This window comes from Patescibacteria group bacterium (assembly GCA_004297215.1).
Classification (GTDB): domain Bacteria; phylum Patescibacteriota; class Patescibacteriia; order UBA9934; family GWF2-40-263; genus 2-01-FULL-63-20.
In genome coordinates this window covers 427,034-450,294 of record SCUM01000001.1, presented here as the reverse complement: position 1 = coordinate 450,294, position 23,261 = coordinate 427,034, and the positions used below count along the sequence as shown (strand labels likewise).

Sequence of the window (23,261 nt, the reverse complement as noted above, 5' to 3'; positions counted from 1 at the left end):
ACTATTTTGCACCACTCCATTATCATCGCGATATGGGACCCATTCACAAAATTCAGAAAAAGTTGCTCGACCTGGCCAAAACTCGCCGGCTGTCTGGAAAAACCCTGCGTGAAATCGGAGGCCTTGTTGGCGCTCCTGACGCGCCCCAAATCGTCAAACATCATCTCACTCGTCTTCAGGAACGCGGGTTGATTACCGCGGATTTTCTCAATCGAGAATATCTTCTTGCAAATCCTCAGAAGATTTCTAGAGATTTTATTTCAGTTCCCATTTTTGGTGCCGCGAATTGTGGCACGGCCTCAATCATTGCCAATGATGAAGTCGAGGGTTATTTGAAAGTATCAAAACGGATTGTCGGTCAGAGAAAAATTTTTGCAATTCGCGCTGTCGGAAACTCAATGAATAGAGCAAATCTGAAAGGTTCAAACATTGAAAATGGAGACTTGGTCCTAGTCGATCGAACAGAGAAAACTCCACGAGACAACGATTATGTCGTTAGTGTGATCGACGGCTGCGCAACAATTAAAAAGGTCCGTTTGGATAAGAAAAACAAAACGATGACTCTTGTGCCTGAATCTACCGAATCTTTTACGCCGATTATCCTACACTCAGACGATAATCTTTTCATTGCTGGAAAGGTAGTACAGGTCGTAAAGGCTGCTTAAACATCGATTCTAAATGTGGGATAGATATTCGGCAATCCGTCGGATGGTCGTCTCCGCTCTGGATTTCGTCAACTCATGTTCCCATATTCGCAGCACCTTCCATCCATCACGTCGTAGCCTCGCGAATGTGCGTTTATCACGAGCCCGGTTGCGTTCAATCTTCGCCCTCCAGAACGGCTTGAGCTTGCGCTTCCAGGCAGGGTAGCGGTAGCCATGCCAAAAATCACCATCGATGAAGATGGCGATTTTCTTTTTGGGCAAGGCGATGTCCGGCGTCCCGACGGCTCGCTTGTAGTGGGTCCGGAAGTAGATACCGCTAGCCCGAAGCGCACGGAAGACGGTCTTTTCCGGCTTCGTGCCCTTGCTGCGGATCGCAGACATTATTTCACTGCGTTTTTTCGGAGAAAAGATATCCATGGCCTTTTTCGGGTGGAGCGGATAGACTCTGGCTAATATGCCAGCACCTAGGACGCTCGAACAGACCTCAGGAAATTCATGGAAGATTAAGAGGGTCAAGGCCATCTCTGCCGTTTTTCCGGAAATTCCGGAAGACTGCGACATCGAGGAGGCTCTGGCAAAGATCGAGGCCTTTGTGAGGAAGGAAGCGAGCGAGATCGGCGTCGCCATCAATTCGAACGCGTTTAATAACGCGAGGGGAGAGTGGTTCGAAATGCTTCTGGCGGCAAGATTTTACAACCTCTCCAAGAAATCCGGGAAATTCTGCCTATTCACCATCCCGAACGTGAGCGCCGTGGAGTTCACTGAATTTTTTGATGAAGACGTCCGCTCAAGGATCCGTGAGCTCAAGGATCATCTCTCACTGCAGGGCATCGAACTGCAGATGTCCAACCCGGACTTCGTTTGCCTGGATCTGCGAAAAATCGATCGTGAATCCGCGGCTGCCGCCTTCTCGCAACCCGCCATCAAGACGTTTGACGAAACGACCGCTGAATTTTTAGACAGGCTTTATCAGAAGTTCGTCGGCAGATGCCCGTTCGACGGGATGAAATTCGTCGTTTCGGCCAAGACGTCGGTCCGTCCCGACCGGCGTTATCAGTTCGTCCACGAAGGGAACATCATCAAGGCTCTCACGGCGCACTTGCAGACGCGTTATTGGAAAATCGATTTTTCGACCAAGTATTACGCGCTTACCAACACGGAACCTACGGGACCCGACCAGGCCGTATTAAAGACGGCGGCGATTTCGTCAATCACGAACGTGTTCGCGGAATCCGTTCGAGCTGTCGACGGGATTTCATGCATCAGGAAGTTATCGGACATCGATGATTTTTTTGATCGCTCCACGCGCAAATGAGCTCGCTTCAGGCTAAGCCGATCGCTTCTTTCATGGAAAGGCCCACTGCTTTTGCGAGACCGGGCGGCACCGCATTGCCGATCTGCTCTCCGACTGTCTTCAGTCCGCCGCAATATTTGTAATCGATCGGGAAACTTTGCAATACGGCCATCTCGATCGTGTTAAGACCGCGGTTTTCGGACGGATGAATGTATCGTCCTTTTGTCGGATTATATCCGCAGGTTCGGATGGTCACTGACGGTTCGTTCCACTTGACCCTGCCGAAGGTATCCTGACCCTGATACTTGCCGCTTTTCCAGCAATCGGGGAGCAGTCGTTTCGGGAGATCCTTAAAGTTTCCTCCTGCTGGAACCAAGGAAAGTCGCTTTAGCATGCCAGGCGAATGATTCATGGAATGGCAATCATTCTGGTTCAAACGTTCTTTCGGAATCTTCGCGAAGGCTTCACGAACCGTAACCCATGCCTTTTTTCCAGGCTCGTTGGTTTTTGAATGCGTAGGCTCGGGGAAGGACGGAGCATTTTTTCCGGATCTGACCCCGATGACGAAAAGGCGTTTTCGTTTCTGAGGAACGCCGTAGTCGGCGGCCAGAAGGATTTTTGAGGACACGCGGTAACCGAGATTCGCAAACGCGCTCTCCAAAGTGGAGATCACTCCTTTATGCTTGTCCTGTGTCAGACCCTCCACGTTCTCGAAGATGAAACCCTTTGGCCTGACGCCTTTTACGATTCTGATGAAATCCTGGAAAAGCGTTCCGCGGGAATCGGCCGTGCCTCTCTTTGAGCCGAGATTGCTGAAAGGCTGACAGGGTGCGCCGCCGACGACCAGCGCGGCCTGGCCCGGTTTTAAACCGGTTTTCTCCAAAATATAATCGACGGAGATTTTCGTCACGTCGCCGTTATGGTCGTCGACCGGATTCCAATCAGGACGATTCAGGCGGATCGTCTGACGAAATACGGGATTGAATTCAACGGATAGCACGGTATCGAATCCCGCTTCCTCCAATCCGAGATCCATTCCGCCCGCTCCGGTGAAAAGACTGATGACTGGGTTTCGCGTATTTTTTTTCATCACACTCCCTCCTTCAGGTTTACAGTATTTAGAACGTCTAAGGTTTTTTAGAAATCCCGCGGGGTCCTGAGCGGCGGCCCTGGCGATGTCGGTTGGGAGACAACCCGAGAGGATCAGCCATTCGTCGACGTCTTTTTGGAGCGCATAAGCGAGTCGCATGAGCAGGTCCTTTGACGGCTTGATGTGACAGTTCTCGATCTTACTCAGGTGCGAGTAATCGATATCAAGTTCGGCGGCAAGTTTTTTAATGCCGACACCGAGCTCCTCTCTTGCGGATCTGATTGCGCCGCCAAGGTTCATATGGGTTGTATTAATTATCAACCCTAAAGCATCAAAATACAAGCCGCTTATCCACAGAAAATTACTTAACAATATTGCGCATTCTTGACCTTCGTACTTTCAGCCGTTAACGTGAGGGCACAACTGAATACTATCCAGAGCGCAGCGAGGGAATCGGCCCTTTGACCCGTCCTTCGACTCCGTCCCGTGAGAAGCTTAAGGGACTACGCTCAGGACTTTCAGCCATTGTTCGAAGAAGTAACCTCATCAAACTCTTCCGTTCCGGGAGAGTTTTGGAGTTTTATGGAGCCGAATCGGACGAAGACGATCTTTCCGCTGCGTGAAGACGAGCTTGGGGGATACAAGGCAATCGGCTCGGGCTGCGGGCCGATCGAAGTGGCGGTCCAGATGGGGCAAAGGCATTGCAAAGACTTCGACGACCGCGTCGTCGGGTACACGGTTTCCGAAGAGGGGATCGGGAAGACGATGGTCGACGGGCTGGGGCCAACGCATTGGCTCGTCGTGAAACAGCCGGAGATGAAATACACCTTCACCTTCTACGAAAAGGCGTAGTGCTCGGCGGTACCATCTGGTGCCGCCTTTCGTTTCACGGTGTATCATTGTTTCCATGCTCACCAAGTCGAACTTCGTCATCGTCACCCTCGTCTTTCTCACCGCCCTGGCGGGGAGTTTGGTGACGGCGCGGGGGATGGATTGGTATCGGACGATTCAGGTGCCGGCGTGGACGCCGGGCGGGAACGTGATTGGCACGGTGTGGACGGTCCTGTTCGTGCTCGCGGCCGTTTCGATCATCGTGTATTGGACGCATGCCAGGCGGGGCAGGGAATTCCGCCGGGTCATCGGCGGGTTCGTCGTGAACGGCCTGCTCAACGTCGGTTGGAGCGTCACGTTCTTCGGCCTGCATCTCGTCGGTCCGGCGGTCCTCGTGTCCGCGGCGCTCGCCGCGAACGTGGCCTGGCTCATCTGGCAGGTCCGCCCGACTTCACGCGCCGCCTCGTGGCTCCTCGCGCCGTACTTCGCCTGGGTCTGTTTCGCGACCTACCTCACCTTTGCCATTTGGCGGCCGAACGGCTGACGCCGAGTTGGGATCTTGACATGTGTTTGACTAAAGTCAAAAAAAGTGTCTAAATATTGACATTGATAACACAGATGTCAATGTATGCGAATCGGGGCCAATGTAAAGCAAAAAGAAGGATATAAAGCCTTCATTCCTGACCGATTTCCACCGGGCGGGGCTTCCTTCGTTACGCAGCCTGAGACAATCCGGCTGCTTGCCGAGGCTACGTTGCGTCTAGGTAAGCTGGATGGCATCACCAAGCTGTTGCCTGATATCGGCTTCTTCATCTTCATGTACGTGAAGAAGGAAGCGGCCTATTCGAGCCAGATCGAGGGCACGAGGGCGAAATTGAGCGATGCGTTGCAGGCGGAAATCGAGAAAGTCCCGGGTCTGCCGCAGGACGTGGACGACATCCTGCATTATATCCAGGCCATGGATGCCGGATTGGAGAGATTGAAAGATTTTCCATTGACGCTACGGCTTCTTAAGGACGTGCACGAGGTGCTGATGACGGATGCCCGCAGCGACCATGACCCGAGGCCCGGCCAGTTTCGTAATGACCAGAACTGGATTGACGGGACGAGCCCGTTCGACGCGAGGTACGTGCCGCCGCCGGCACATGAGCTGTTGCGGACCTTGGGTGACTTGGAAATGTTCCTCCACAAGTCCAAGGAGATCCCGCCGTTGTTGAAGGCGGGAATCGCGCACGCGCAGTTCGAGACCATCCATCCGTTCCGCGACGGGAACGGGCGGATGGGTCGCCTGCTCATGACGTTCTACCTGTGCCAACAGGGAATCCTGGCTCGGCCGGTCCTGTACCTCTCCGCCTTCCTGAAGAAGCATCGCAAGGCGTATTTCGAACGTCTTGATGAATATCGGGAGGGATCCGTCGAAGCGTGGCTGCAATTCTTCCTGAAAGGCGTCATCGAGGTGGCGACCGAGGCGATCGCAACATGTGATGCCATCGTCATGTTGCGCGAGCGTGACATGGTAACGATCGCGTTGCTTCCAAGGAAGACGAGCGTCGGGGCTCTGGCGGTGCTCAAGGAGCTGTATAAGTCGCCAATCATCAACGCGCGGAGAATCGAGGAAGTCGCGGGCGTCTCGCGCCAAGGGGCATATAACCTCGCCCGTCGGCTTGTCAAAGAAGGGATCCTCCACCCGCAAGAGAAGCGCTACGGCCAGACCTACAAGCATAAGGAGTACCTCAAGCTGTTCGAGCAAAACGGCACATAATCAGACACTTCATGCTTACCAAATCCAACTTCCTCAAGTTCCTCGAGTGTTCCTGCCAGCTGTGGCTCGTGAAGAACATGCCGCACCTGCTGCCGCCGATCGATGCGGCCTTGCAGCGGCTGTTCGACGAAGGGAACAAGGTGGACCTGTTCGCGAAGAAATTGTTCCCGCGCGGGGTGGAGATCGCGGGGTTCAACGAGGCGGGGGCGCGCAACACGGCTTCGGCGATCGCGGGCGGGGCGACGGTGCTGTTCCAGCCTACCTTCACGGGCAACGGGATCACCTGCCGCTGCGACATCCTGGTGAAGCGCGGGCGCTCGTGGGACCTGTACGAGGTGAAGTCGTCCACGGGGCAGAAGGGGACGCACGTGATGGACCTCGCGTTCCAGCGGGTCTGCCTGGAGGAATCCGGGATCCGCGTGGGAAAGACCTTCCTCGTGCACGTCAACAACCAGTACGTGCGCCGGGGGAAGGTGGACCCGTTCGGCGTGCTCGCCACGGTGAACCTCACGCAGGAGGTGAAGACGGCGCTCCCGGTGGCGCGCACGCAGATCGCGCGCGCGAAGAAGACGCTCGCGCTTTCCACGAAAGCCGGGCTCGATCTCCTCAAGGCCTGCTCCGCGCCTGGGTCCTGCCCGTACCTGCCGCTGTACGCCGGCACCATCTTGCACGAGGACGTGTACGCCATCGCGCCGGGCCTCCCGCGCGCGCGGCTGCGCGAGCTGCTCGCGCGCGGCGTCATCGCGCCCAAGAACGTGCCGCCCGACCTGCTCGAGTCGCTGGGCGGCGCCGCGGCGTTCAAGCGAGCGCGCGCGAAGAAGCCCGCGGCCAACATCGACCGCGAGGGGCTCGCGCGCGAGTTCGCAGAGCTCGAGTATCCGCTGCATTTCCTCGATTACGAGACGTTCGCCTCGGCCATTCCGGACTTCGACGGGTACCGGCCCTACCAGCAGGCCGTGTTCCAGTATTCGCTGCACGTGCTGCGCAAGCCCGGCGGAAGGCTCGAGCACAAGGAGTTCCTGCACGACGCGTCCACGGATCCGGCGAGGCCCGTGGCCGCCGCGCTCGCGCGCGACATCGCAAGCGCGGGAAGCGTGATCGTGTGGAACGAGCGGTTCGAGGCCAGTCGCAACGAGGAGCTCGCGCGCCTGGTGCCGTCGTTGCGCGCACCGCTGCGCTCGATCAACGAGCGGATGTACGACCTCATGCAGGTGGTGAAGCGCGGGCTCTACCTCGACAGTCGCTTCGAAGGGAGCGCCAGCCTCAAGAAGGTGCTCCCCGTGGTGGTCCCGAGCCTTTCCTACGGCAGCCTCAACGTCCGCAACGGCGAGATGGCCGCGGCCGGATGGCCCGAGCTCACGGATCCGCGCACCACTGCCAAGCGCAAAAAGGCGCTGCGCCGCGACCTCCTCGCCTACTGCAAGCTCGATACCCTGGCCATGGTGGAAATCTACAAGGCGTTTGTGAAGGCGAGCAAGGAATAGGTGGTTTGAATTCGCAGACCCCACCATGCCTCCCCTTTCCAAGGGGAGGATAGCGCGTATGCCGTCTATCACGAATAGACAAGAGTTCAACGAACGGAGGAGGGATTTGCGCCACGCTTCTACGAAGGCGGAGCAGGAGCTATGGAGGCATCTGCAAAACCGCCAAGTCGGCGGCCTCAAGTTTCGTCGCCAGTTCGGGATTGGGCCCTACATCGTTGATTTTTATTGTTCATCCCTCAAGTTGGTCGTGGAGGTGGATGGAGACAGCCATTTCACGCCTGAAGGAGTGGCTCACGACGAGGAACGCACGGCCTATTTAGCTGATCTCGGTTTCCGAGTCGTCCGATTCATGAACGATGAGGTCCTTGATGCGACGGAAGAAGTCCTTTCGCGGCTGCACATCACCTGCCAGCTACCTCCCCCTTGGAAAGGGGGAGCATGAGGGGGTCTGTGTAGCCTTATCTCCAGACTCATCGGCCTAACGCCTAACCCTTGCGGTTTCAGACAGAAAAAGACCCCGACATCAGGCCGGGGTTTCAGTCGTGGCTCATGCCACGGTCAAGCGTCTCGATCGCGTTCCCGAGCGCGCGGTTTTGCCGGACGAACCGCAGGCGCGATAGGAGGCTCGCGATGGCGAACAGCGTGGCGAAGTTCGTGAGGTTGCCCAGCAGGAAGCGGCCATCCGGCATGTCGAGCATGGCGGGGTCGAGCCAGCCTTGGTCAAGGAGGATCGCCGCCACGACCACGCCCCACTGGGCGAGCGTCTTCCATTTGCCCACGAAGGTCGCCTTCGGGTCCGGATGATGGTAGGCCTTCAGCAGGTCGAACGGCCGGCGCAGGAGCGTGCCGAGGATTTCCGGAACGAGTTGGACCAGCACCGGCCACAGCGGCACCTGGCCGTACCAGACGAAGAACGCGGTCACGGAGAAGATGCGCACCTTGTCCTGGAACGGGTCCCATACCTTGCCGAGGTCCGTGCCGCCGGCGAAGTTCATCTCGAACCACCAGCGGCCGAAGCGGGTGTCGGGCACCCTTCGGAAGAACCTCGTCTTTTGCGCGGTCCGTCCGCCCGCCACGAGGCGGTAATCCCCGTGACGAAGCCGATAGGCCCGCTGCCACAGCGACGGAGCGTCGAGCGTCTTGCCGCAAGCGGCGGCGCTCCTCCCGTCGATGCGGTCGAGCAGTCCGCCGAACACCCCGAGCCCGACCGCGAGGGTCGGCTTTCCCACGGAGTAGGGGACAAGCGCCAGGAGCGTGATGACCGTGCTCCACGCGGTAATCCAGTTGGGGGAGAACGGATGGAAACCGCCGATGCGCCAGGCCGCGATGCGGCGCAGCGACGACGGCCGAGCGGCCATGATCACGACGAGCGCGACGCCGCCGCCTACGGCGATGGTTTGGATAAAGGTCGGGATGTCGTCCATGGAGACCTCCGATGAGACTGGGGAATTCTTGCGGAAAAACCGGCCTTGGTCAAGGGGTGGACCCGTGTTACCCTCACCCCATGTCGGTCGATGGGCAGAAGTCCAAATTCGTGCATTTGCACGTGCACTCCCATTACTCCTTGCTTGAGGCGCTGCCCAAGGTGAAGGCGCTGTTGAAGCACGTCCAGAAGCTGGGGCACGACGCGGTGGCGATCACGGACAACGGGACGATGTACGGGGCCGTGGAGTTTTACCAGAAGGCTACGGAGGCGGGGGTGAAGCCCATCTTGGGGGTGGACTTCTATCTCGCGAAGGAAGGGCGGCACCTCAAGCGTGCGCGCATCGACACGAAGCCGAACCGGTTGGTGCTCTTGGCGGAGAACAACGAGGGGTATCACAACCTCGTGCTGCTTTCGTCCATCGGGTTCCTCGAAGGGTTCTATTACAAGCCGCGCATCGACAAGGAAGTGTTGCGCACGCATGCGAAGGGGCTCATTGCTCTTTCGGGCGGCCACATGGGGGAGATCGAAGAAGCACTGAAAGAACACAACAAGGAGAAGGCCGTCCTCCTCATCAAGGAATACGTTTCGATCTTCAGCGAAGGGAATTTCTTCCTGGAGCTGGTGGACCGCCCGGAGATCCCGGAGCAGGAGGCGGTGAACGCGCAGATGATCCAGCTCGGGCGGGAGTTGAACGTTCCGGTCGTCGCGACGAAGAACACGTTCTACCTGAAGCCCGGCGACGTGGAGGCCTGGAAGATCCTCAACTGCATCAAGGGACAGAAGACGCTTGAGGATTTCGAGCGCCTCGCGCAGTACGACTACGACGCGTCCATGGTGAGCGGGGAATACATGGAGGACCGCTTCTCGGACTGCCCGGAGGCGATCGAGAACACGCGGCTGATCGCCGACCGCTGCGTCGTCACGCTCGACCTGGGCAAATGGAATTTCGCGGACTTCAAGATCCCCGAGGGGAAGACCTTCGACCAGGTGCTGCGCGAGCGCGCGTACGCGGAGATCGTCGGGAAGGGCGTCGCCGTCGACGAGGCGGTGGCCAAGCGCATCGACTACGAGCTTTCCGTCATCGCCCAGAAGGGGTTCGCGCCCTACTTCCTCATCGTGTCCGACTACATCGAGTGGAGTCGCAAGAACGGGATCGTGACGACGACCCGCGGTTCGGCGGCAGGGTCGCTCGTGAGCTTCGCGATCGGCATCTCCACCGTGAACCCGCTCACGTACAAGCTGCCGTTCGAGCGGTTCCTGAACCCGGAGCGCCCAAGCGCGCCCGACGTGGACGCCGACTTCGCGGACAACCGCCGCGACGAGGTGCTCGAGTACGTGCGCGGCAAGTACGGGGCCGACAAGGTGGCGCAGATCTGCACGTTCGGGACGATGCTCGCCAAGGGCTCCGTGCGCGACGTGGGCCGGGCGCTAGGCGAGACCTACGCGTTCGTGGACGCGATCGCGAAGCTGGTGCCCGAGGGGAGCCAGGGGTTCCCCATGACGCTCGAGCGCGCGCTCGAGGAGGCGCCGGATCTCAAGAAGCTCTACGACACTAACTCCCAGGTGCGTCGCATCCTCGACCTCGCGCGGCAGATCGAAGGGTGCGGGCGCCACGTGTCCATCCATGCGGCCGGCACCGTGATCTCGCCCACCGCGCTCACCGATTACACCCCGCTGCAGGTCGATACGCGCGAGGGCAAGGTGATCACGCAGTACGAGATGAAGGCGGTGGAAGCGGCCGGGCTCCTCAAGATGGACTTCCTCGGCATCCGCAACCTGTCGATCCTCGGAGACGCCATCAGGCTGGTGAAGATCACCAAGGACATCGACATCGTGCTCGAGGAGATTCCCGTGGACGACGCGAAGACGTTCGAACTGCTCGCCGACGGAAAGACGATGGGGACCTTCCAGCTGAACGGCGACGGACTCACCAAGTACCTGACGGACCTCAAGCCCAAGCGCATCGAGGACATCATGGCCATGGTGGCGCTCTACCGCCCGGGCCCCATCGAGTCCATCCCCGAATACATCCGCCGCAAGCACGACCCGTCGCTCGTGACCTTCCTCGATCCGCGCATGGAGGAGATCCTCGACCAGAGCTACGGGGTGATCGTGTACCAGGACGACGTGATGCTCATCGCCATCAAGCTGGGGGGCTACTCGTGGCTCGAGGCCGACAAGCTGCGCAAGGCGATGGGAAAGAAGATTCCCGAAGAGATGGCCGCGCAGAAGGAAAAGCTCCTCAAGGGGTTCGTGCAAAACGGCCTGTCCGAGAAGAAGGCGCAGGAGCTGTGGAAGCTCATCGAGCCGTTCGCGGCGTACGGGTTCAACAAGGCGCATGCGGCGAGTTACGGCATGATCGCCTACGACACCGCGTACATGAAGGCCAACTACCCGGCCGAGTACATGACCGCGCTCATGACCGCCGAATGCGCCGACCTCGAGACGGTGGCCGAGGCGGTGAAGGAGTGCAAGCGCATGGGGATCGAGGTGCTCTCGCCCGACCTCAACGAGTCGCTGTCCACCTTCACGTACGTCGATGACAAGACGATCCGCTTCGGCTTGGTGGCCATCAAGAACCTCGGAGAGGAAGTGATCGCGTCCATCATCGGGGAACGGAAATCGAACGGCGCCTTCAAGGACCTGGCGGATTTCGCCAAGCGCGTCACCCACCGCGCGTTCAACAAGAAGTCGCTCGAGGCGCTCATCATGTCGGGGGCCATGGACCGGCTCGGGGAGCGCAAGCGGCTCCTCGTGAACGTGGACCGCATCCTGATGCTCAACAAGACGAGCGAGCGCGAGCGCAGCGCCAACCAGGGGTCGCTGTTCGCCGGTGCGCCCAGCGCCATGGCCGAAGCGCTCACCCTGCGGCCCGCCGCCCCCGCCACCATGCGGGAGATCCTGGCCTGGGAGAAGGAGCTGCTCGGCCTGTACGTGTCGGCGCATCCGTACGCGGAGGTCGCGAAGACGATGGGGGCGCTGCTCGTGCCGTGCGTTTCGGTCGCCGGCATGGCCGACGGCGCGTTCGCCCGCTGCGGCGGGCTCGTCACGAGCGTGAAGGAGATCATGACGAAGAAAGGGGAGGCCATGGCGTTCGTGGGGATCGAGGACATGGGCGGCAAGTGCGAAGCGATCGTGTTCCCGCGCACCTGGGCCGAGTTCAAGGCGATCCTAGCACCCGACCAGGTGATCCTCGTGTCCGCCAAGGTGGGAAAGCGCGACGGGGAGGAAGGGAAGCTCCTCGCCAATTCCTTCATCGTGGTGAAAGAAGGGGAGGCCGCGAGCCTTGCGCAGATGTTGGAGCGGGGGATGTGGGTGGCAGAAAGAGGGTCGGAAGGGTTTGAAGGGTCGAAAGGGTCGGAAGGGGAAGAAAAGAAGATGCGGCCGGTATTTGGAGGGGGGATGGAGGAGGTGAAGACGGCGCTGCTGCATCGCGGGTCGCTTTCCATCGCGCTGCGCGGGAAGCCGGACCAGGAGATGGTCGCCGCCCTGCGCGAGATCATCCAAGCGAGCCCGGGGACGGAGCGGGTCTGTTTCCTCGTGGAAGCCGGCGGCGGGGTGCGGCGGGTGGAAACCGACTACTGCGTGACGGTCACGGACGACCTCGTGGGGAGCCTCGCGCAGCTTGTCGGCCGCCAGAACGTGGTGCGGGAGGCGGTTTAGTGCTATCCTGTGGACAATTGACCCCCACGCCATGTCTCCCAAAGCCAAACCGGCCCGGGGCGGCAAGCGCGTCCTCGAGGAGGAAGCGCTTCCGTCCCACATGCACTCGCTCAAGCTGTACCGGCGCATCGCCCTCACCTTCGTCGTGCTCGTGGGCGTCGTGCTCGCGGTCGTGCTGTACGTCTCCACCGTGGAGGCGCGCATCCGCGTGAAGCCGGTGGGGGAGACGGTCAAGGCCGACCTCATCCTGGACGTAGTGAAGACGCCCACGCGCGAGAACGAGATCCGCGGACGCGTGCTTGCCACGAGCCTGTCGCGCACGAGCTCCTTCAAGCCGGCCGGCGCCGGCAAGGAGGTCGTGGGCACCTCGCGCGGCACGGTCACCCTGTTCAACAAGACCGGGAGCTCGCAGACGCTCGTGAAGACCACGCGCCTGCTCACCCCCGACGGCAAGCTGTACCGCATCGACGCGCAGGTCACGGTCCCGGCGGGCGGCAGCGTGGACGCCCCGGCGTACGCCGACCAGACCGGCGGCACCTTCGACGTCCAGGAGGCGACGTTCACCATTCCCGGGCTCCCGTCTTCCCTGCAGTCGCTCATCTACGCGCAGACCAAAGGCCCGTTCACGGGCGGGACCAGGACCGTGTCGGTGGTTTCCGCCGAGGACATCGCGCGGGCGGAGACCGAGCTCAAGGAACAGGTCGCCGCGGACGCGAAGGCCGCGTTGCGCACGCAGGCCGGCACGGTGTTCACTGGCGAATCGTTCGCCGTGGAAGTGACCGGCAAGAAGGCGTCAGTGGAGCCGGGGACCGAGACGGACCGTTTCGACCTGACGCTCGACGTGAAGGTGATCGGCGCCTTCTACGACCGCCAAGGGGCCGGCAACCTTGCTGAGCGCAAGCTGTACGAACAGCTGAAGCCCGGCCGTGAATTCCACGACGTCAACCTCGAGGCGCTGCAGACCTCGGTCGAGAAAGCCGACCTCAAGGGCGAGACGGCCACGGTAAAGGTGTATCTCGACGGCACCTCGGTCCCGTCCACCAACAGTTCCGCGCTCGCCCCGAGCCGGTTCACGGGCAAGACCGCGGACCAGATCCGCGCCCTGCTGGTCGGGGAAGGGATCGCCGAGGAGGTGACCGTGGAATTCTTCCCGCCCTTCATCCGCAAGGCCCCGCGCCTTCCCGACCACGTGATCGTGGAAGTGGAATGAGGGTTTGAAGGGTTTGAAGGGTCGTTAAGAGTGTAGGTCAGCCGGCATATGCCGGCTGTTTCCTTCACCCTTCAAACCCTTTTGACCCTTCCGACCGTTTCAAGTACGCTACCCATGCTTTTTTCTCCGAAATTCCCGCTATGAACGAACAGGATAAGCTCTTCGCCATGCGCCACTCCGGGGCGCACGTGCTCGCGGCCGCGGTCACGGAACTGTACCCGGGAGTGAAGCTCGGGGTGGGGCCGGTCATCGACGACGGGTTTTTCTACGACCTGTCGCTGCCGCGTGCTATTTCCGAGGAAGACCTGGCGGCGATCGAGGCGAAGATGCGCGAGATCGTCGCGCGCGACGACGCGTTCCGCCGCGAGGAGATGCCCATCGAAGCGGCCATCGCGTTCTTCAAGAAGGCCGGCCAGGACTTCAAGGTGTCGCTCCTGTCAGACTTGAAGGAGAAGGGAACGACGAAGATCCGTCCGGAAGAGATGCAGGACGTCGGAGGAGGCGCGGACATGGCAAGCCTGTATCACACCGGCAGTTTCGTGGACCTGTGCCGCGGCCCGCATGTGGCGAAGGCGTCCGAAGTGAGCGACGCGTTCAAGCTCACCAAGGTCTCGGGCGCGTACTGGCGCGGGGACGAGAAGAACCCGCAGATGACTCGCGTGTACGGCGTGCTGTTCGCGTCGAAGAAGGAACTCGACGCGTACCTGACGATGCTTGAGGAGGCCAAGAAGCGCGACCACCGCAAGCTCGGCGCCGAGCTCGGGCTGTTCGCCTATTCGCCGCTCGTGGGCCCGGGCCTCCCGCTGTTCACCCCCAAGGGTGCCTCCATGCGCCGCGCGCTCGAGGAATTCGTCTGGTCGTTCAACCGCCAGTACGGCTATGAACGCGTCTGGATCCCGCATCTGGCCAAGGCCGACCTGTATAAGACCAGCGGCCACTGGGACAAGTTCCAGGATGACATCTTCCATGTCACCAGCAAGAAGACCGACGAGCCGTTCGTGCTGAAGCCGATGAACTGCCCGCACCACGCGCAGATCTACGCGAGCTCCCCGCGCAGCTACCGCGACCTGCCGGTGCGTTTCGCGGAAAACACCACCGTGTACCGCGACGAGAATACCGGGCAGCTCGCCGGCCTCACGCGCGTGCGCTGCATCACGCAGGACGACGCGCACATCTTCTGCACGCCGGAGCAGGTGAAGGACGAACTCACGGACATCGCGAAGATCGTGGAGGGGTTCTATAAGGCGTTCGACATGTCGCTCTCCATCCAGCTTTCCGTGCATGATCCGGAGAAGCCGGAGAAGTATCTCGGTTCGCCGGAATTGTGGCAGCAGGCGGAAGGGGCGCTCGAAGGCCTCCTGAAGGAGATGGGGAAGGCCTACGAGGTGGGCGTGGGCGAGGCGGCGTTCTACGGCCCGAAGATCGATTTCATGGCGACCGACGCGATCGGCCGCACGTGGCAGCTCGCCACCGCGCAGCTCGACTTCAACCAGCCGGAGCGGTTCGAGCTCGAATACGCGGATTCCGACGGGACGAAAAAGCGCCCCGTGATGGTGCATCGCGCCATCCTGGGTTCCGTCGAGCGGTTCCTCGGCGTCATCATCGAACACTACGCGGGCGCGTTCCCGATGTGGCTCGCCCCGGTGCAGGTGCGCCTCGCTTCCGTGGGCGAGGACCACGTGGCGCACGCGAAGAAGCTCGCGGGCGACCTGTCCGAGGCCGGCATCCGCGTGGAGGTGGACGCCTCCGACGAGAAGCTCGGCAAGAAGATCCGCAACGCGGCCCTGATGAAGGTGCCATGGACGATCGTCGTCGGAGGGAAGGAAGCGGAAGGCGGCGACCTGCAGGCTAAGGTGTTCGGCTCGGAGGAGGCGCTCGCCATGCCGCAGGCCGAACTCGTGGCGCGCGCGACGGACGCGGCCAGGATGCCGGCGTAAGGATTGCGAAACGAAAACAGGGCCGTGAGGCCCTGTTTTCTTATAACCCCTTGCGTCCTTTGAACTCTTGGGCCCGATTCTGACGCGCCGTGTCTCGTCGTCCACGGACGGTCTCCCGGTGATGGGCGAGCTGTTCCTTGCTGGGTTCCTTGCGCGTGAGCTCGTCCAAGGCCCGTTGCTTGCGCTCCACGTCGTCGAGCAGGTCCTGGTAGTCCGCCATCAGCTTGGTGATGCGGGGCTTGAACAGGGCCCGCGCGCCGGTGGCGAATCGTTTCCAGCGCGATATGCGCACCACGTCCGGGTTCACGCCGAGATCCTCGAGTTCTTCGCGCACTTGCTTGAGGCCCGGACCGGACATCCCTTCCTTTAGGTCCTCAATCTCGTTGCCGAGCATCATGACGCGGTCCTGTTGCGAAGGGGCATACGGCTTCGAAGCCTCCCTTTTTGCCGCCGTTTCCTTCTTTGCCGCCGTTTCCCGCGCGTTCCAGGCCCTCACGATCTCCTTGAAATCATCCTGTTCCGCGGCCGTGAGCTCGTCGGAAAAGTTCTCAAGCAGGCGTTTGGCGGAAACCGCAATCGCCCGATCCTTGTCCGCCGTCGTTTGGGCGATGACCTGGTCCTTGGCGGCGTTTCCCGCGCCTCCTTCCGTCTTTTCTGCGAGGCGCGCGAGCTCTGCCCGCGCTTGGGTGAGCCGGTCCATCTCTTTTGCCGCCCTCGCGCTCATCCGGCGCGTATCCTGGGCGGGAGTCCTGGTGACGGTCTCGATCTTCGCCCGCGCCTCCTCGAGCGCTTTCTTGTCCGTCCCCTCCGATTCCCGTTTCAGGAGCTTGAGGGCGCGCTGGCGCTCGAGCGCCGGCTTGAGCGGCGGCGGCTGTTCGCGCCTCGCCTTCACGCTTGGTTCCGCGCGTTCGACGCGCGCCGCGCTGCTGTCTCCTCGTGCCATAGGGTGGGGATAATTTCCCCCATTCTACCACGGGAAAGAAAAAACTCCGAGGTTCTCGGAGTCAGCGGCCGGCGTTGCCGCGCGCGATCTTGCGCGCGGTCGCCCGGCACGACAGGAGTTCGCGGTCGCCCGCGGTGAGCACCACCATGCCGTGGAGCGTGAGCCGTCGCGGCTCAGGCGTCCCATGGGTCCGAAGCGTCACCGCGCGCTGCCCTCCCGCATCGGCATAGTCGCTGAGGTCGGGAAGCAGCAGCTTCGCCCGCCAGAGCATCCTCGGGTGCAGCGCCGGATCCACCAGCAGCATGGTCAGCTCGCGCAGGAACGGATAGGGGAGGAACGTCAGCTCGCGGAAGGTCAGGACGATGCGTACGCCATGCGTCCGTTCCTTCCGTTCCTCCACGGGATCGCTGACCTTCACCAGCCGCCTGCTGCACGACGCCATGAGCCGCGCGTGCCGCACCTTCGAAAGATCGGTCACTTCTTTCACGTGTACCTCTTTGAGCGCCTGCAATGATAGCCGAAAAAGGGACGGACGTCAAGCGTCCGCCCCGTTCCGATCCATGACTTCAGGGTCATTTGAACAACCCCTTGATCCATCCTCCCAGGCCCTTTGCCTGTTTCTTTCCTCGCCGTTCTTCCTTGACGCTCACGGCCGTGTGCACCGGCTCGTCTTCGTCCGTGCCCACGGTCTCCTCATCGACCGTTGCCGGACCCTGATCGAGCAAGGTGTCGTTCTCCTCGGTCATGCTCACCGGAGCCTCGTCTCGGGCGGTGTCCACAACGGTCTTCGGACGCTTGAGCTCCACGGTGCGTTCGCGGCTTTCCGTCAGCGTCCGGGGAGCCTCGTCCACGACGGTGTCCGATTCGGGGGCTTTCAGGACCTTGGTGCCCTTGCGGAGTCGCGATGGTGCGCGTTGAAGGATCCGTTCCTCTTCCTGTTCCTTCGCTTCCGCTTCCATCTCCTTGCGGGCTCGATCGAGCTTCTTCCGTTCCTGCGCGATCTTGAGGCCGGCCACATCGGCACGATCCTTGAGTTGGCGGAACCGACGCCCGAGCTCCGCGTAGGCCAGCTCTTCCTTGTCGATCTTCGCCATCAGCTTCTTCGCCTTTTCCGACTGTTCGGCGAGGGCCTGTTGTTCGGCTTCGAGCGCGATGATCCGGTCCGCAACGGCCGCGACATGGCCTTGGTCGAGCAGGCGGAGCTCCAGCAGTTTTTCCGAGGTGAGCTGACGCGCGAAATTCCCCAGCAGGCTGGAACGGATCTTTTCGGCCGCCGTGCGGTATTCCGACTCCCTGGCCAGCCATGCCTGCATCTCGGCCTCCTGCTTTTTCAACAGCCCATCGATGGTCTTTTTTGGAAGCGGCAGGTCCTTCGTGTCCTCCATCTTGATGCGGACGCTTGCCACCTCGCGCCCCGCCTCCGCCCTGCGCCTCCCGGCCTCTTCGAGCAGGTTCGAGTAGGTTTCGGCCTTCATCTCGTCCGTCATCTTTTCATCGGTCGTCGTCTGTTCCAGCATCACTTGGAACGTATCGAACAAGTCGGTCTTTTCCCCTTGCGACACCGTGCTCGGGATGCCGATTCGCGTCGACTCCCGGCCGCCGTTCCTCGCAGGACCGTCTGGATTCATCTTCTTTGCCATAGTGGGGATAACGATTTGAAGCATGATAACACACGAGCGGCGACGGGAAGAAATAAAAAGACCACGCGTTCAGGCGTGGCTGGGAGGGAGAGGGGGAATCGGGCTGCCGTAGAGGATTCCGCCCCGCTGTGCCGTCGTCTCGATGGACATCCGGGCGCCGGGGCATCCCATGACGTCGCTCGGAAGCGGTCCGAAGGCCAAGGTGAACTCGATGTCGTCGCCGCTGCGCCCGTGGAGGATGAGGCCGGGCAGCTGCCCGGCGTCGAGCAGCACCCGCTTGTCGCGAGCGCGCACGACCAGGCGCATGGACGCGAGCCAGACGTAGGCTTCGGCCTCGTCGGTGCCGCGGGGGAGCCGCACGTCGAGCACCAGGGCGAGAGTGCCGTCGTCGTACCGGCAGAACCCGTATTCGGCGTCGATGCTGCAGGCGAGCACCTGTCGTTTGACCCGGTGGCATCCGAGGTCGATCGGTTGTTCCGAGGTGCGCATGGCGCGCCCCCTTTCGTGGGAGGGAACGACGCACTCTAACCGATGGTTCCGCCCGTGTCAAGTCCTGCCGTTTGATGGGGGTCGCGGGGCGCGGTATCCTCGTGGCATGCCGGGACCAATGCCGAAGATCATCGTCATCGTGGGTCCCACCGCCTCGGGAAAGAGCGCGCTCGGGCTTGAGGTCGCCAAGCGGTTCGGCGGCGAAGTGCTCGCGGCGGATTCGCGCACGGTGTATCGCGGGATGGAGATCGGGACGGCGAAATCGGCTGGGGATGAGGCCTCAGGCCTCAGGCCTCAGGCCGCAGGGATTTCGGCGTTGTTTCCGGGAGGGAAATCTCGGGTCATCCAAGGCGTCCCGCACTGGGGGTTCGATCTGGCAAACCCGGACGAGCCGTATTCCGTGGCGGACTACAAGAAATATGCGGACGGGAAGATCGCGGACATCCTGAAGCGCGGCAAGCTGCCGGTCGTCGTGGGCGGGACCGGATTGTGGGTGAAGGCGATCGTGGACAACCCGACGTATGCCCAGACGCCGCCCGTGTACGCCTTGCGCGCGCAGCTCGACGCGCGGGGGCTTGGCGACCTGTACGCCGAGTACAAGCGGCTTGACCCCGAAGGCGCGGAGGTCATCGATCGCGACAACAAGCGCCGCGTGGTGCGCGCGCTCGAAGTGACGCTTGCCACGGGGAAGCCGTTCTCGCAGCAGCTCACGAAGGGCGACCCCAAGTACGACGCGCTGCAGATCGGCCTCGAGGTGGGGCGCGAAGAACTGAACCGCCGCATCGACGAGCGCGTGGAAGAGATGGTCGCGCACGGCCTCGTGGACGAGGTGCGCGCGCTCAAGACGAAATACGGCTGTGATACGGAAGCGATGAGCGGCATCGGCTACCGTCAGATCTGCTTCTTCCTCGACGGGAAGGCCCCGCTCGCCGCCGCGGTCGAAGAGACGAAAAAGGCCACCCGCGCCTACGCCAAGCGCCAGATGACCTGGTTCAAGCGGGATGATCGGATCAACTGGGTGAAGGGAAACGAAGAAGCAATGGGGCTGATAGAGGAGTGGGCAGGGGTGGGCAAGGGTTTGCAGGGGTGATGGAAAACCGTCGGACATATGTCCGACGGTTTTAACTCCTTCACTCATGCCCACACCGCCCACCCTTGCAAACCCTCATCCCTCCAGTTTCACCAACAACATGTTCCTCGCCTCCTTCGCGTCGGCCGCCCCTTCGGTTTCCTTCATCACCATACCGATCAGGAATTGGAGCAGCTGTTTTTCTCCGCCTTTGTAGCGGACCACTTCGGCAGGGAAGTTGGCGAGCACGCGGTCCACCGCCTCGGCGATGGCGCCGGCGTCTTGCATGGCGCCCAGGCGCTTGTCTTCCATGACGTGCGACGGATCCGCGCCGCTCTCGAGCATTTCCTCGAGCACGATCGCGGCGTTGTGCTGGTTGAGCTTGCCAGTCGCGACCAGCGTGAGCAGTTCCGCGAAATTTTCCGCGTCAACTTTCATGGTGCGCACGTCGCCGCCGCGCGCGGAGAGCGCGCCGAGGAGTTTCGTCGTGAGCCACGATGAGACGAGCTTGCCGATGCGGGCGCGTTCTTTTTCCCAGGTCGCCTCTTCCGCCCCATCGAGCTCGGGGAGCGCCTGCAGCCAGGCGTGCATCTCGGAGAAGACCTGTTCGGCGAAGACGGCAAGCGCGGGATCCTCCACGAGCTGGCGCGCGTCCTCGGGTTTCACGGCGTATTCCGACACGAACCGGCGGCGCTTTGCCGCGGGAAGCTCGGGCATTTTGGCGCGTTCCACGTCGGCGACCTCCGCGAGCGCGAGCGGCGGGAGGTCGGGCTCGGGGAAGTAACGGTAGTCGCCCTCGGCCTCCTTCACGCGCTGCTCCACAGTCTTCTGCTTCACGTCGTCCCAGCCGCGCGTGGTGGATGCGGCAGGCGGGCTTCCCGCGTGCCACAGGTCGCCTTGGCGCTTGATCTCGTAGGCGATGGCGCGTTCCACGTGGCGGAAGGAGTTGAGGTTCTTCACCTCGGTCTTGGGGTGGAAGCGCTCTCCGACGACGTTGCCGTCCGCGTCCACTTCGCGCAACGAGACGTTGGCGTCGCAGCGCAGCTGGCCCTTTTCCATGTCCGCGTCGGAGACGCGAAGCGTGCGTGCCATGAGCCGCAGCTCGGTGAGGAACGCCTTGGCCTCGGCCGGGGAGCGGAAATCAGGCTCAGTGACGATCTCGATGAGCGGCATCCCGGCGCGGTTGAAATCCACGAAGGTCTTTCCGGCTTCCCCATGCACGTTCTTGGCCGCGTCTTCCTCCAGGTGCGCCCGGGTGATCCCGATCTTCGCCACGGGACGGACGACGTCCTTTCCAGGGACGTCCACCGACATTTCGCCATGCTCGGCGATGGGCCGGTCGTATTGGGAAATCTGGTAGCCCTTCGGGAGGTCGGGATAGAAATAATGCTTGCGGTCGAACTTGGAGCGCTCCGCGATGACGCACCCGAGCGCGAGGCCCATCCTCACTCCCATGCGTACCGCCTCTTCGTTCACGACCGGAAGCACCCCGGGGTTCCCCAGGCACACGGGACACACGTTCATGTTCGGCGCCGCGCCCGTGTCGTGGGCCGGGCAGCCGCAGAACATCTTCGTCCCGGTCTTCAGTTGGACGTGAATCTCGAGGCCGATGACCGGTTGCAAGACCATATCGACCGAACCGTATCACCCCTTCAGGCTGCGGTACAGCTTCATGCCGACGAGGACGATCAGGGGATTGATGAGGACGGCGACGATCATGGGAAACACGCTTCCGGAGATGGACATGAGGCGCACCTGCACGTCGAGGTTGAGGCCGGCGCCGGCGGAAACGATCGTGTAGGACACCAATGACAGGAAGCGGACGGCCACGTATCCGACGAGGCCGAACATGGCGGCAGGCAGGAGGCCGCGCACGAGCACGCGCATGAGGCGCCCTTCGGAGAGCTTGCGGCTTGCGGCAAGCGCCGCCGTCCCCCGCGTGCCTTCCGCGGCGAACGCGAACGGGGCGAACCCGTAGCGCACCGACCACTTGAGCACGAGGAGGTTGGCTACGACGAGGCCGATGATGAGCACGACGTTTGAGACGAGCACCATCAGGCCGCCTTTGCCGGACGCGAGGACGATCGTCGTGAGCGCGAGGCCGGGAATCGCTCCGCAGGCAAGCGTCGCGAGCAGCACGAGTGCGACCAGCACGGTCACCCAGGTCATCCCCCAGAATTCCTTTTTCGCCGCCTTGAGGGCCGTTTTGGGGTCAAGCCGAACCCCCGACAAACGGGCGTCCGCGAGTTTCATGAGGGCAAGGATGGTCCACACCCCGATCGCGGGCGCGATGACCGTGGCGGTGAGCCAATAGAGAAGGATGCCGAGGTTCTCGCTCCACGTGAGCGGCGCGCCGGACAACAGGCGGATGGTGGCGGGGTAGAGCGCGCGCGCCACCACGTCGAACACGGAGACGACGAGCAGCCAGCCGCTCACGCTCACGAAATCCGTGAACGACTCGCGGTAGCGGTCCCAGCTCTGGTCGATGAGTTCGCCGATCGTGATGAGGGGTTTGGGGGGCATAGTCATGTGAGGAAGAATTCCGAGACGGTTTTCCAGACGAGCTCGTGGATTTCCTCCCTGCTGCGGAGGCGGTCGCCGTCCATGCATTCCACGAGGCGGAAACGGGGGAAGCGGGCGGCGATGTCAAGGTAACATCGTTCGCCGGCACGCAAGTACTCGATGTCGCTCTCCACGATGTCGAGCCCGGACTTCCCGTCCTTTCCGCCTGCCTGTCGCTTCAGCCCGATGGCGATCTCGGCCGGGACGTGCAGGACGACGTTGAGGTCCGGGCGGGGGATGCCGAGGATCCCGTGCTCGAGCTCGTCGTTCCAGGCGAAATACGCGTCACGCTGCGCCAGGTCCGTCATGAAGGAACCCTGGTGCCCCATGTTGCTGGCGACATAGCGGTCCGTCACGACATGCTTGCCCTCGCCCAACGCGTTCCGGATTTCAGGCGCGGCGTCGAAACGGTCCATCGCATAGAACAGGGAAGCGCGTTTCCCCATGTTGTCTGCGGCCGCACCGTATCCCCCGCGAAGGAACTTCTCCACGAAATACGCCGACGGGTTCCCGTATCGCGGGAACGAGACGGCATGCACCGGAAGGCCTTCCCGCTCCATGCGGGCGATGAGGAGTTCGGTCTGGGTCTTCTTTCCAGCGCCGTCCGTCCCGTCAATCACGATGAAGCGCGCCATACCAGGGTTCCAGTATACCAAATTTCAGCCCGTGCTGCCGTATCCGCCGCGGGTCGGGGCGTCCATCGACGAGACTTCCTCGAAGGCGGCATGGACGACCGGGAAGAACAAGCCCTGACAGACCCGTTCGCCTCTGGCAATCGTGACCGGGACGTCCGAGTCGTTCTTGAGGAGCATTTTCACCTCGTCGTCCGGCCCGCAGTAGTCCTGATCGACGATGCCGATCGAGTGCGGCTGCACCAGTCCCTTCTTTCGGAAGAGCGACGAGCGCGGGGCGACCACGAGCACGTGACCTGGCGGGAAGCAGAACACGAGTCCGGTTCCCACGAGCTTCGTCTCGCCCGGAGCGAACGCGGCGTCCTCTACGGGGGAGAGGTCGAAGGCACAGGCTCCGGAGGTCTTATATTCGGGGATGATCGCGTCCGGATGGACCTTCAGGATTTTCACGGGGATGTGCATAACCGCCCCATTGTAGCCGAGGAGTGCCGCTCGGCAAGCGGCAAAAAGAAAATCCCCCTTCGCTTCGAGAAGCTTTGGGGGACAGGCCTTCCGAGCGCGTCG

General features: G+C 61.7%; 22 protein-coding genes. 11 read left to right on the top strand and 11 right to left on the bottom strand.

The genetic code is table 11. The features are described from left to right. Positions 1-32: 32 nt before the first annotated feature. Positions 33-665 carry a hypothetical protein gene (locus EPO34_02330; GenBank protein ID TAK03974.1) on the top strand — a complete coding sequence of 211 codons (633 nt, stop codon included), beginning with the start codon at positions 33-35 and terminating at the stop codon, positions 663-665. A gap of 9 nt (positions 666-674) precedes the next feature. Here the strand turns inward: EPO34_02330 and EPO34_02325 are convergent, their stop codons facing one another. Beyond that, complete coding sequence (locus EPO34_02325) at positions 675-1,292, bottom strand: very short patch repair endonuclease (protein ID TAK03973.1); 618 nt, start codon at positions 1,290-1,292, stop codon at positions 675-677. On the opposite strand from EPO34_02325, the gene EPO34_02320 reads away from it, so the two are divergent. Then, positions 1,120-1,980, top strand: a complete 861-nt coding sequence (locus tag EPO34_02320; GenBank protein ID TAK03972.1) for a hypothetical protein — start codon at positions 1,120-1,122, stop codon at positions 1,978-1,980. The two genes, EPO34_02325 and EPO34_02320, sit on opposite strands and share 173 nt — an antisense overlap. A 7-nt stretch (positions 1,981-1,987) precedes the next feature. Here the strand turns inward: EPO34_02320 and dcm are convergent, their stop codons facing one another. Beyond that, positions 1,988-3,349, bottom strand: coding sequence for a DNA (cytosine-5-)-methyltransferase (gene dcm, locus EPO34_02315; GenBank protein TAK03971.1), 1,362 nt, complete (start codon positions 3,347-3,349; stop codon positions 1,988-1,990). Positions 3,350-3,631: 282 nt separating this feature from the next. On the opposite strand from dcm, the gene EPO34_02310 reads away from it, so the two are divergent. The 5 genes from EPO34_02310 to EPO34_02290 all read left to right on the top strand — a co-directional run bounded on the left by EPO34_02310 (position 3,632) and on the right by EPO34_02290 (position 7,568). Beyond that, on the top strand, positions 3,632-3,901 hold the full coding sequence (locus EPO34_02310) for a hypothetical protein (protein ID TAK03970.1): 270 nt from the start codon (positions 3,632-3,634) through the stop codon (positions 3,899-3,901). A 55-nt stretch (positions 3,902-3,956) separates the two neighbouring features. Then, positions 3,957-4,424, top strand: coding sequence for a tryptophan-rich sensory protein (locus tag EPO34_02305; GenBank protein TAK03969.1), 468 nt, complete (start codon positions 3,957-3,959; stop codon positions 4,422-4,424). Positions 4,425-4,508: 84 nt separating this feature from the next. Then, positions 4,509-5,642, top strand: a complete 1,134-nt coding sequence (locus tag EPO34_02300) for a Fic family protein (protein TAK03968.1) — start codon at positions 4,509-4,511, stop codon at positions 5,640-5,642. An 11-nt stretch (positions 5,643-5,653) separates the two neighbouring features. Then, a complete protein-coding gene (locus tag EPO34_02295) occupies positions 5,654-7,126 on the top strand; it encodes a DUF2779 domain-containing protein (protein ID TAK03967.1) in 1,473 nt (490 codons plus the stop codon). A 58-nt stretch (positions 7,127-7,184) separates the two neighbouring features. After that, positions 7,185-7,568 carry an endonuclease domain-containing protein gene (locus tag EPO34_02290; GenBank protein TAK03966.1) on the top strand — a complete coding sequence of 128 codons (384 nt, stop codon included), beginning with the start codon at positions 7,185-7,187 and terminating at the stop codon, positions 7,566-7,568. 94 nt (positions 7,569-7,662) lie between these two features. Here the strand turns inward: EPO34_02290 and EPO34_02285 are convergent, their stop codons facing one another. Continuing rightward, positions 7,663-8,550 (bottom strand): hypothetical protein, encoded by an 888-nt coding sequence (locus tag EPO34_02285; protein TAK03965.1) that lies wholly within the window; start codon positions 8,548-8,550, stop codon positions 7,663-7,665. Positions 8,551-8,630: 80 nt separating this feature from the next. Between EPO34_02285 and EPO34_02280 the strand changes: the two genes are divergently transcribed. From EPO34_02280 to thrS, 3 genes are all read left to right on the top strand, one after another. Then, positions 8,631-12,215, top strand: a complete 3,585-nt coding sequence (locus tag EPO34_02280; GenBank protein ID TAK03964.1) for a DNA polymerase III subunit alpha — start codon at positions 8,631-8,633, stop codon at positions 12,213-12,215. A gap of 31 nt (positions 12,216-12,246) precedes the next feature. After that, positions 12,247-13,425 carry a hypothetical protein gene (locus EPO34_02275; GenBank protein TAK03963.1) on the top strand — a complete coding sequence of 393 codons (1,179 nt, stop codon included), beginning with the start codon at positions 12,247-12,249 and terminating at the stop codon, positions 13,423-13,425. A gap of 140 nt (positions 13,426-13,565) precedes the next feature. Beyond that, the gene (gene thrS, locus EPO34_02270; GenBank protein ID TAK03962.1) at positions 13,566-15,362 is read left to right on the top strand and encodes a threonine--tRNA ligase; all 1,797 of its coding nucleotides are present in this window, start codon (positions 13,566-13,568) and stop codon (positions 15,360-15,362) included. A gap of 40 nt (positions 15,363-15,402) precedes the next feature. Here thrS and EPO34_02265 read toward each other — a convergent pair whose 3' ends face one another. The 4 genes from EPO34_02265 to EPO34_02250 all read right to left on the bottom strand — a co-directional run bounded on the left by EPO34_02265 (position 15,403) and on the right by EPO34_02250 (position 18,380). Further along, positions 15,403-16,305, bottom strand: coding sequence for a hypothetical protein (locus tag EPO34_02265; protein TAK03961.1), 903 nt, complete (start codon positions 16,303-16,305; stop codon positions 15,403-15,405). Positions 16,306-16,366: 61 nt separating this feature from the next. After that, a complete protein-coding gene (locus EPO34_02260; GenBank protein TAK03960.1) occupies positions 16,367-16,792 on the bottom strand; it encodes a hypothetical protein in 426 nt (141 codons plus the stop codon). 85 nt (positions 16,793-16,877) lie between these two features. Then, positions 16,878-17,945, bottom strand: a complete 1,068-nt coding sequence (locus tag EPO34_02255) for a hypothetical protein (GenBank protein TAK03959.1) — start codon at positions 17,943-17,945, stop codon at positions 16,878-16,880. Positions 17,946-18,014: 69 nt separating this feature from the next. Further along, positions 18,015-18,380, bottom strand: a complete 366-nt coding sequence (locus tag EPO34_02250; GenBank protein TAK03958.1) for a hypothetical protein — start codon at positions 18,378-18,380, stop codon at positions 18,015-18,017. Here EPO34_02250 and miaA point away from each other — a divergent pair. After that, on the top strand, positions 18,364-19,524 hold the full coding sequence (miaA, locus tag EPO34_02245) for a tRNA (adenosine(37)-N6)-dimethylallyltransferase MiaA (GenBank protein ID TAK03957.1): 1,161 nt from the start codon (positions 18,364-18,366) through the stop codon (positions 19,522-19,524). The genes EPO34_02250 and miaA overlap by 17 nt on opposite strands. A gap of 75 nt (positions 19,525-19,599) precedes the next feature. Here the strand turns inward: miaA and gatB are convergent, their stop codons facing one another. The 4 genes from gatB to EPO34_02225 are packed head-to-tail and all read right to left on the bottom strand — an operon-like array spanning position 19,600 to position 23,159. Next, complete coding sequence (gene gatB / locus EPO34_02240) at positions 19,600-21,132, bottom strand: Asp-tRNA(Asn)/Glu-tRNA(Gln) amidotransferase subunit GatB (GenBank protein TAK03956.1); 1,533 nt, start codon at positions 21,130-21,132, stop codon at positions 19,600-19,602. Positions 21,133-21,147: 15 nt separating this feature from the next. After that, a complete protein-coding gene (locus EPO34_02235) occupies positions 21,148-22,026 on the bottom strand; it encodes a hypothetical protein (GenBank protein TAK03955.1) in 879 nt (292 codons plus the stop codon). A 2-nt stretch (positions 22,027-22,028) separates the two neighbouring features. Beyond that, positions 22,029-22,700, bottom strand: a complete 672-nt coding sequence (locus tag EPO34_02230; protein ID TAK03954.1) for a hypothetical protein — start codon at positions 22,698-22,700, stop codon at positions 22,029-22,031. Between the two features lie 24 nt (positions 22,701-22,724). Then, complete coding sequence (locus EPO34_02225; protein ID TAK03953.1) at positions 22,725-23,159, bottom strand: dUTP diphosphatase; 435 nt, start codon at positions 23,157-23,159, stop codon at positions 22,725-22,727. Positions 23,160-23,261: the final 102 nt, after the last annotated feature.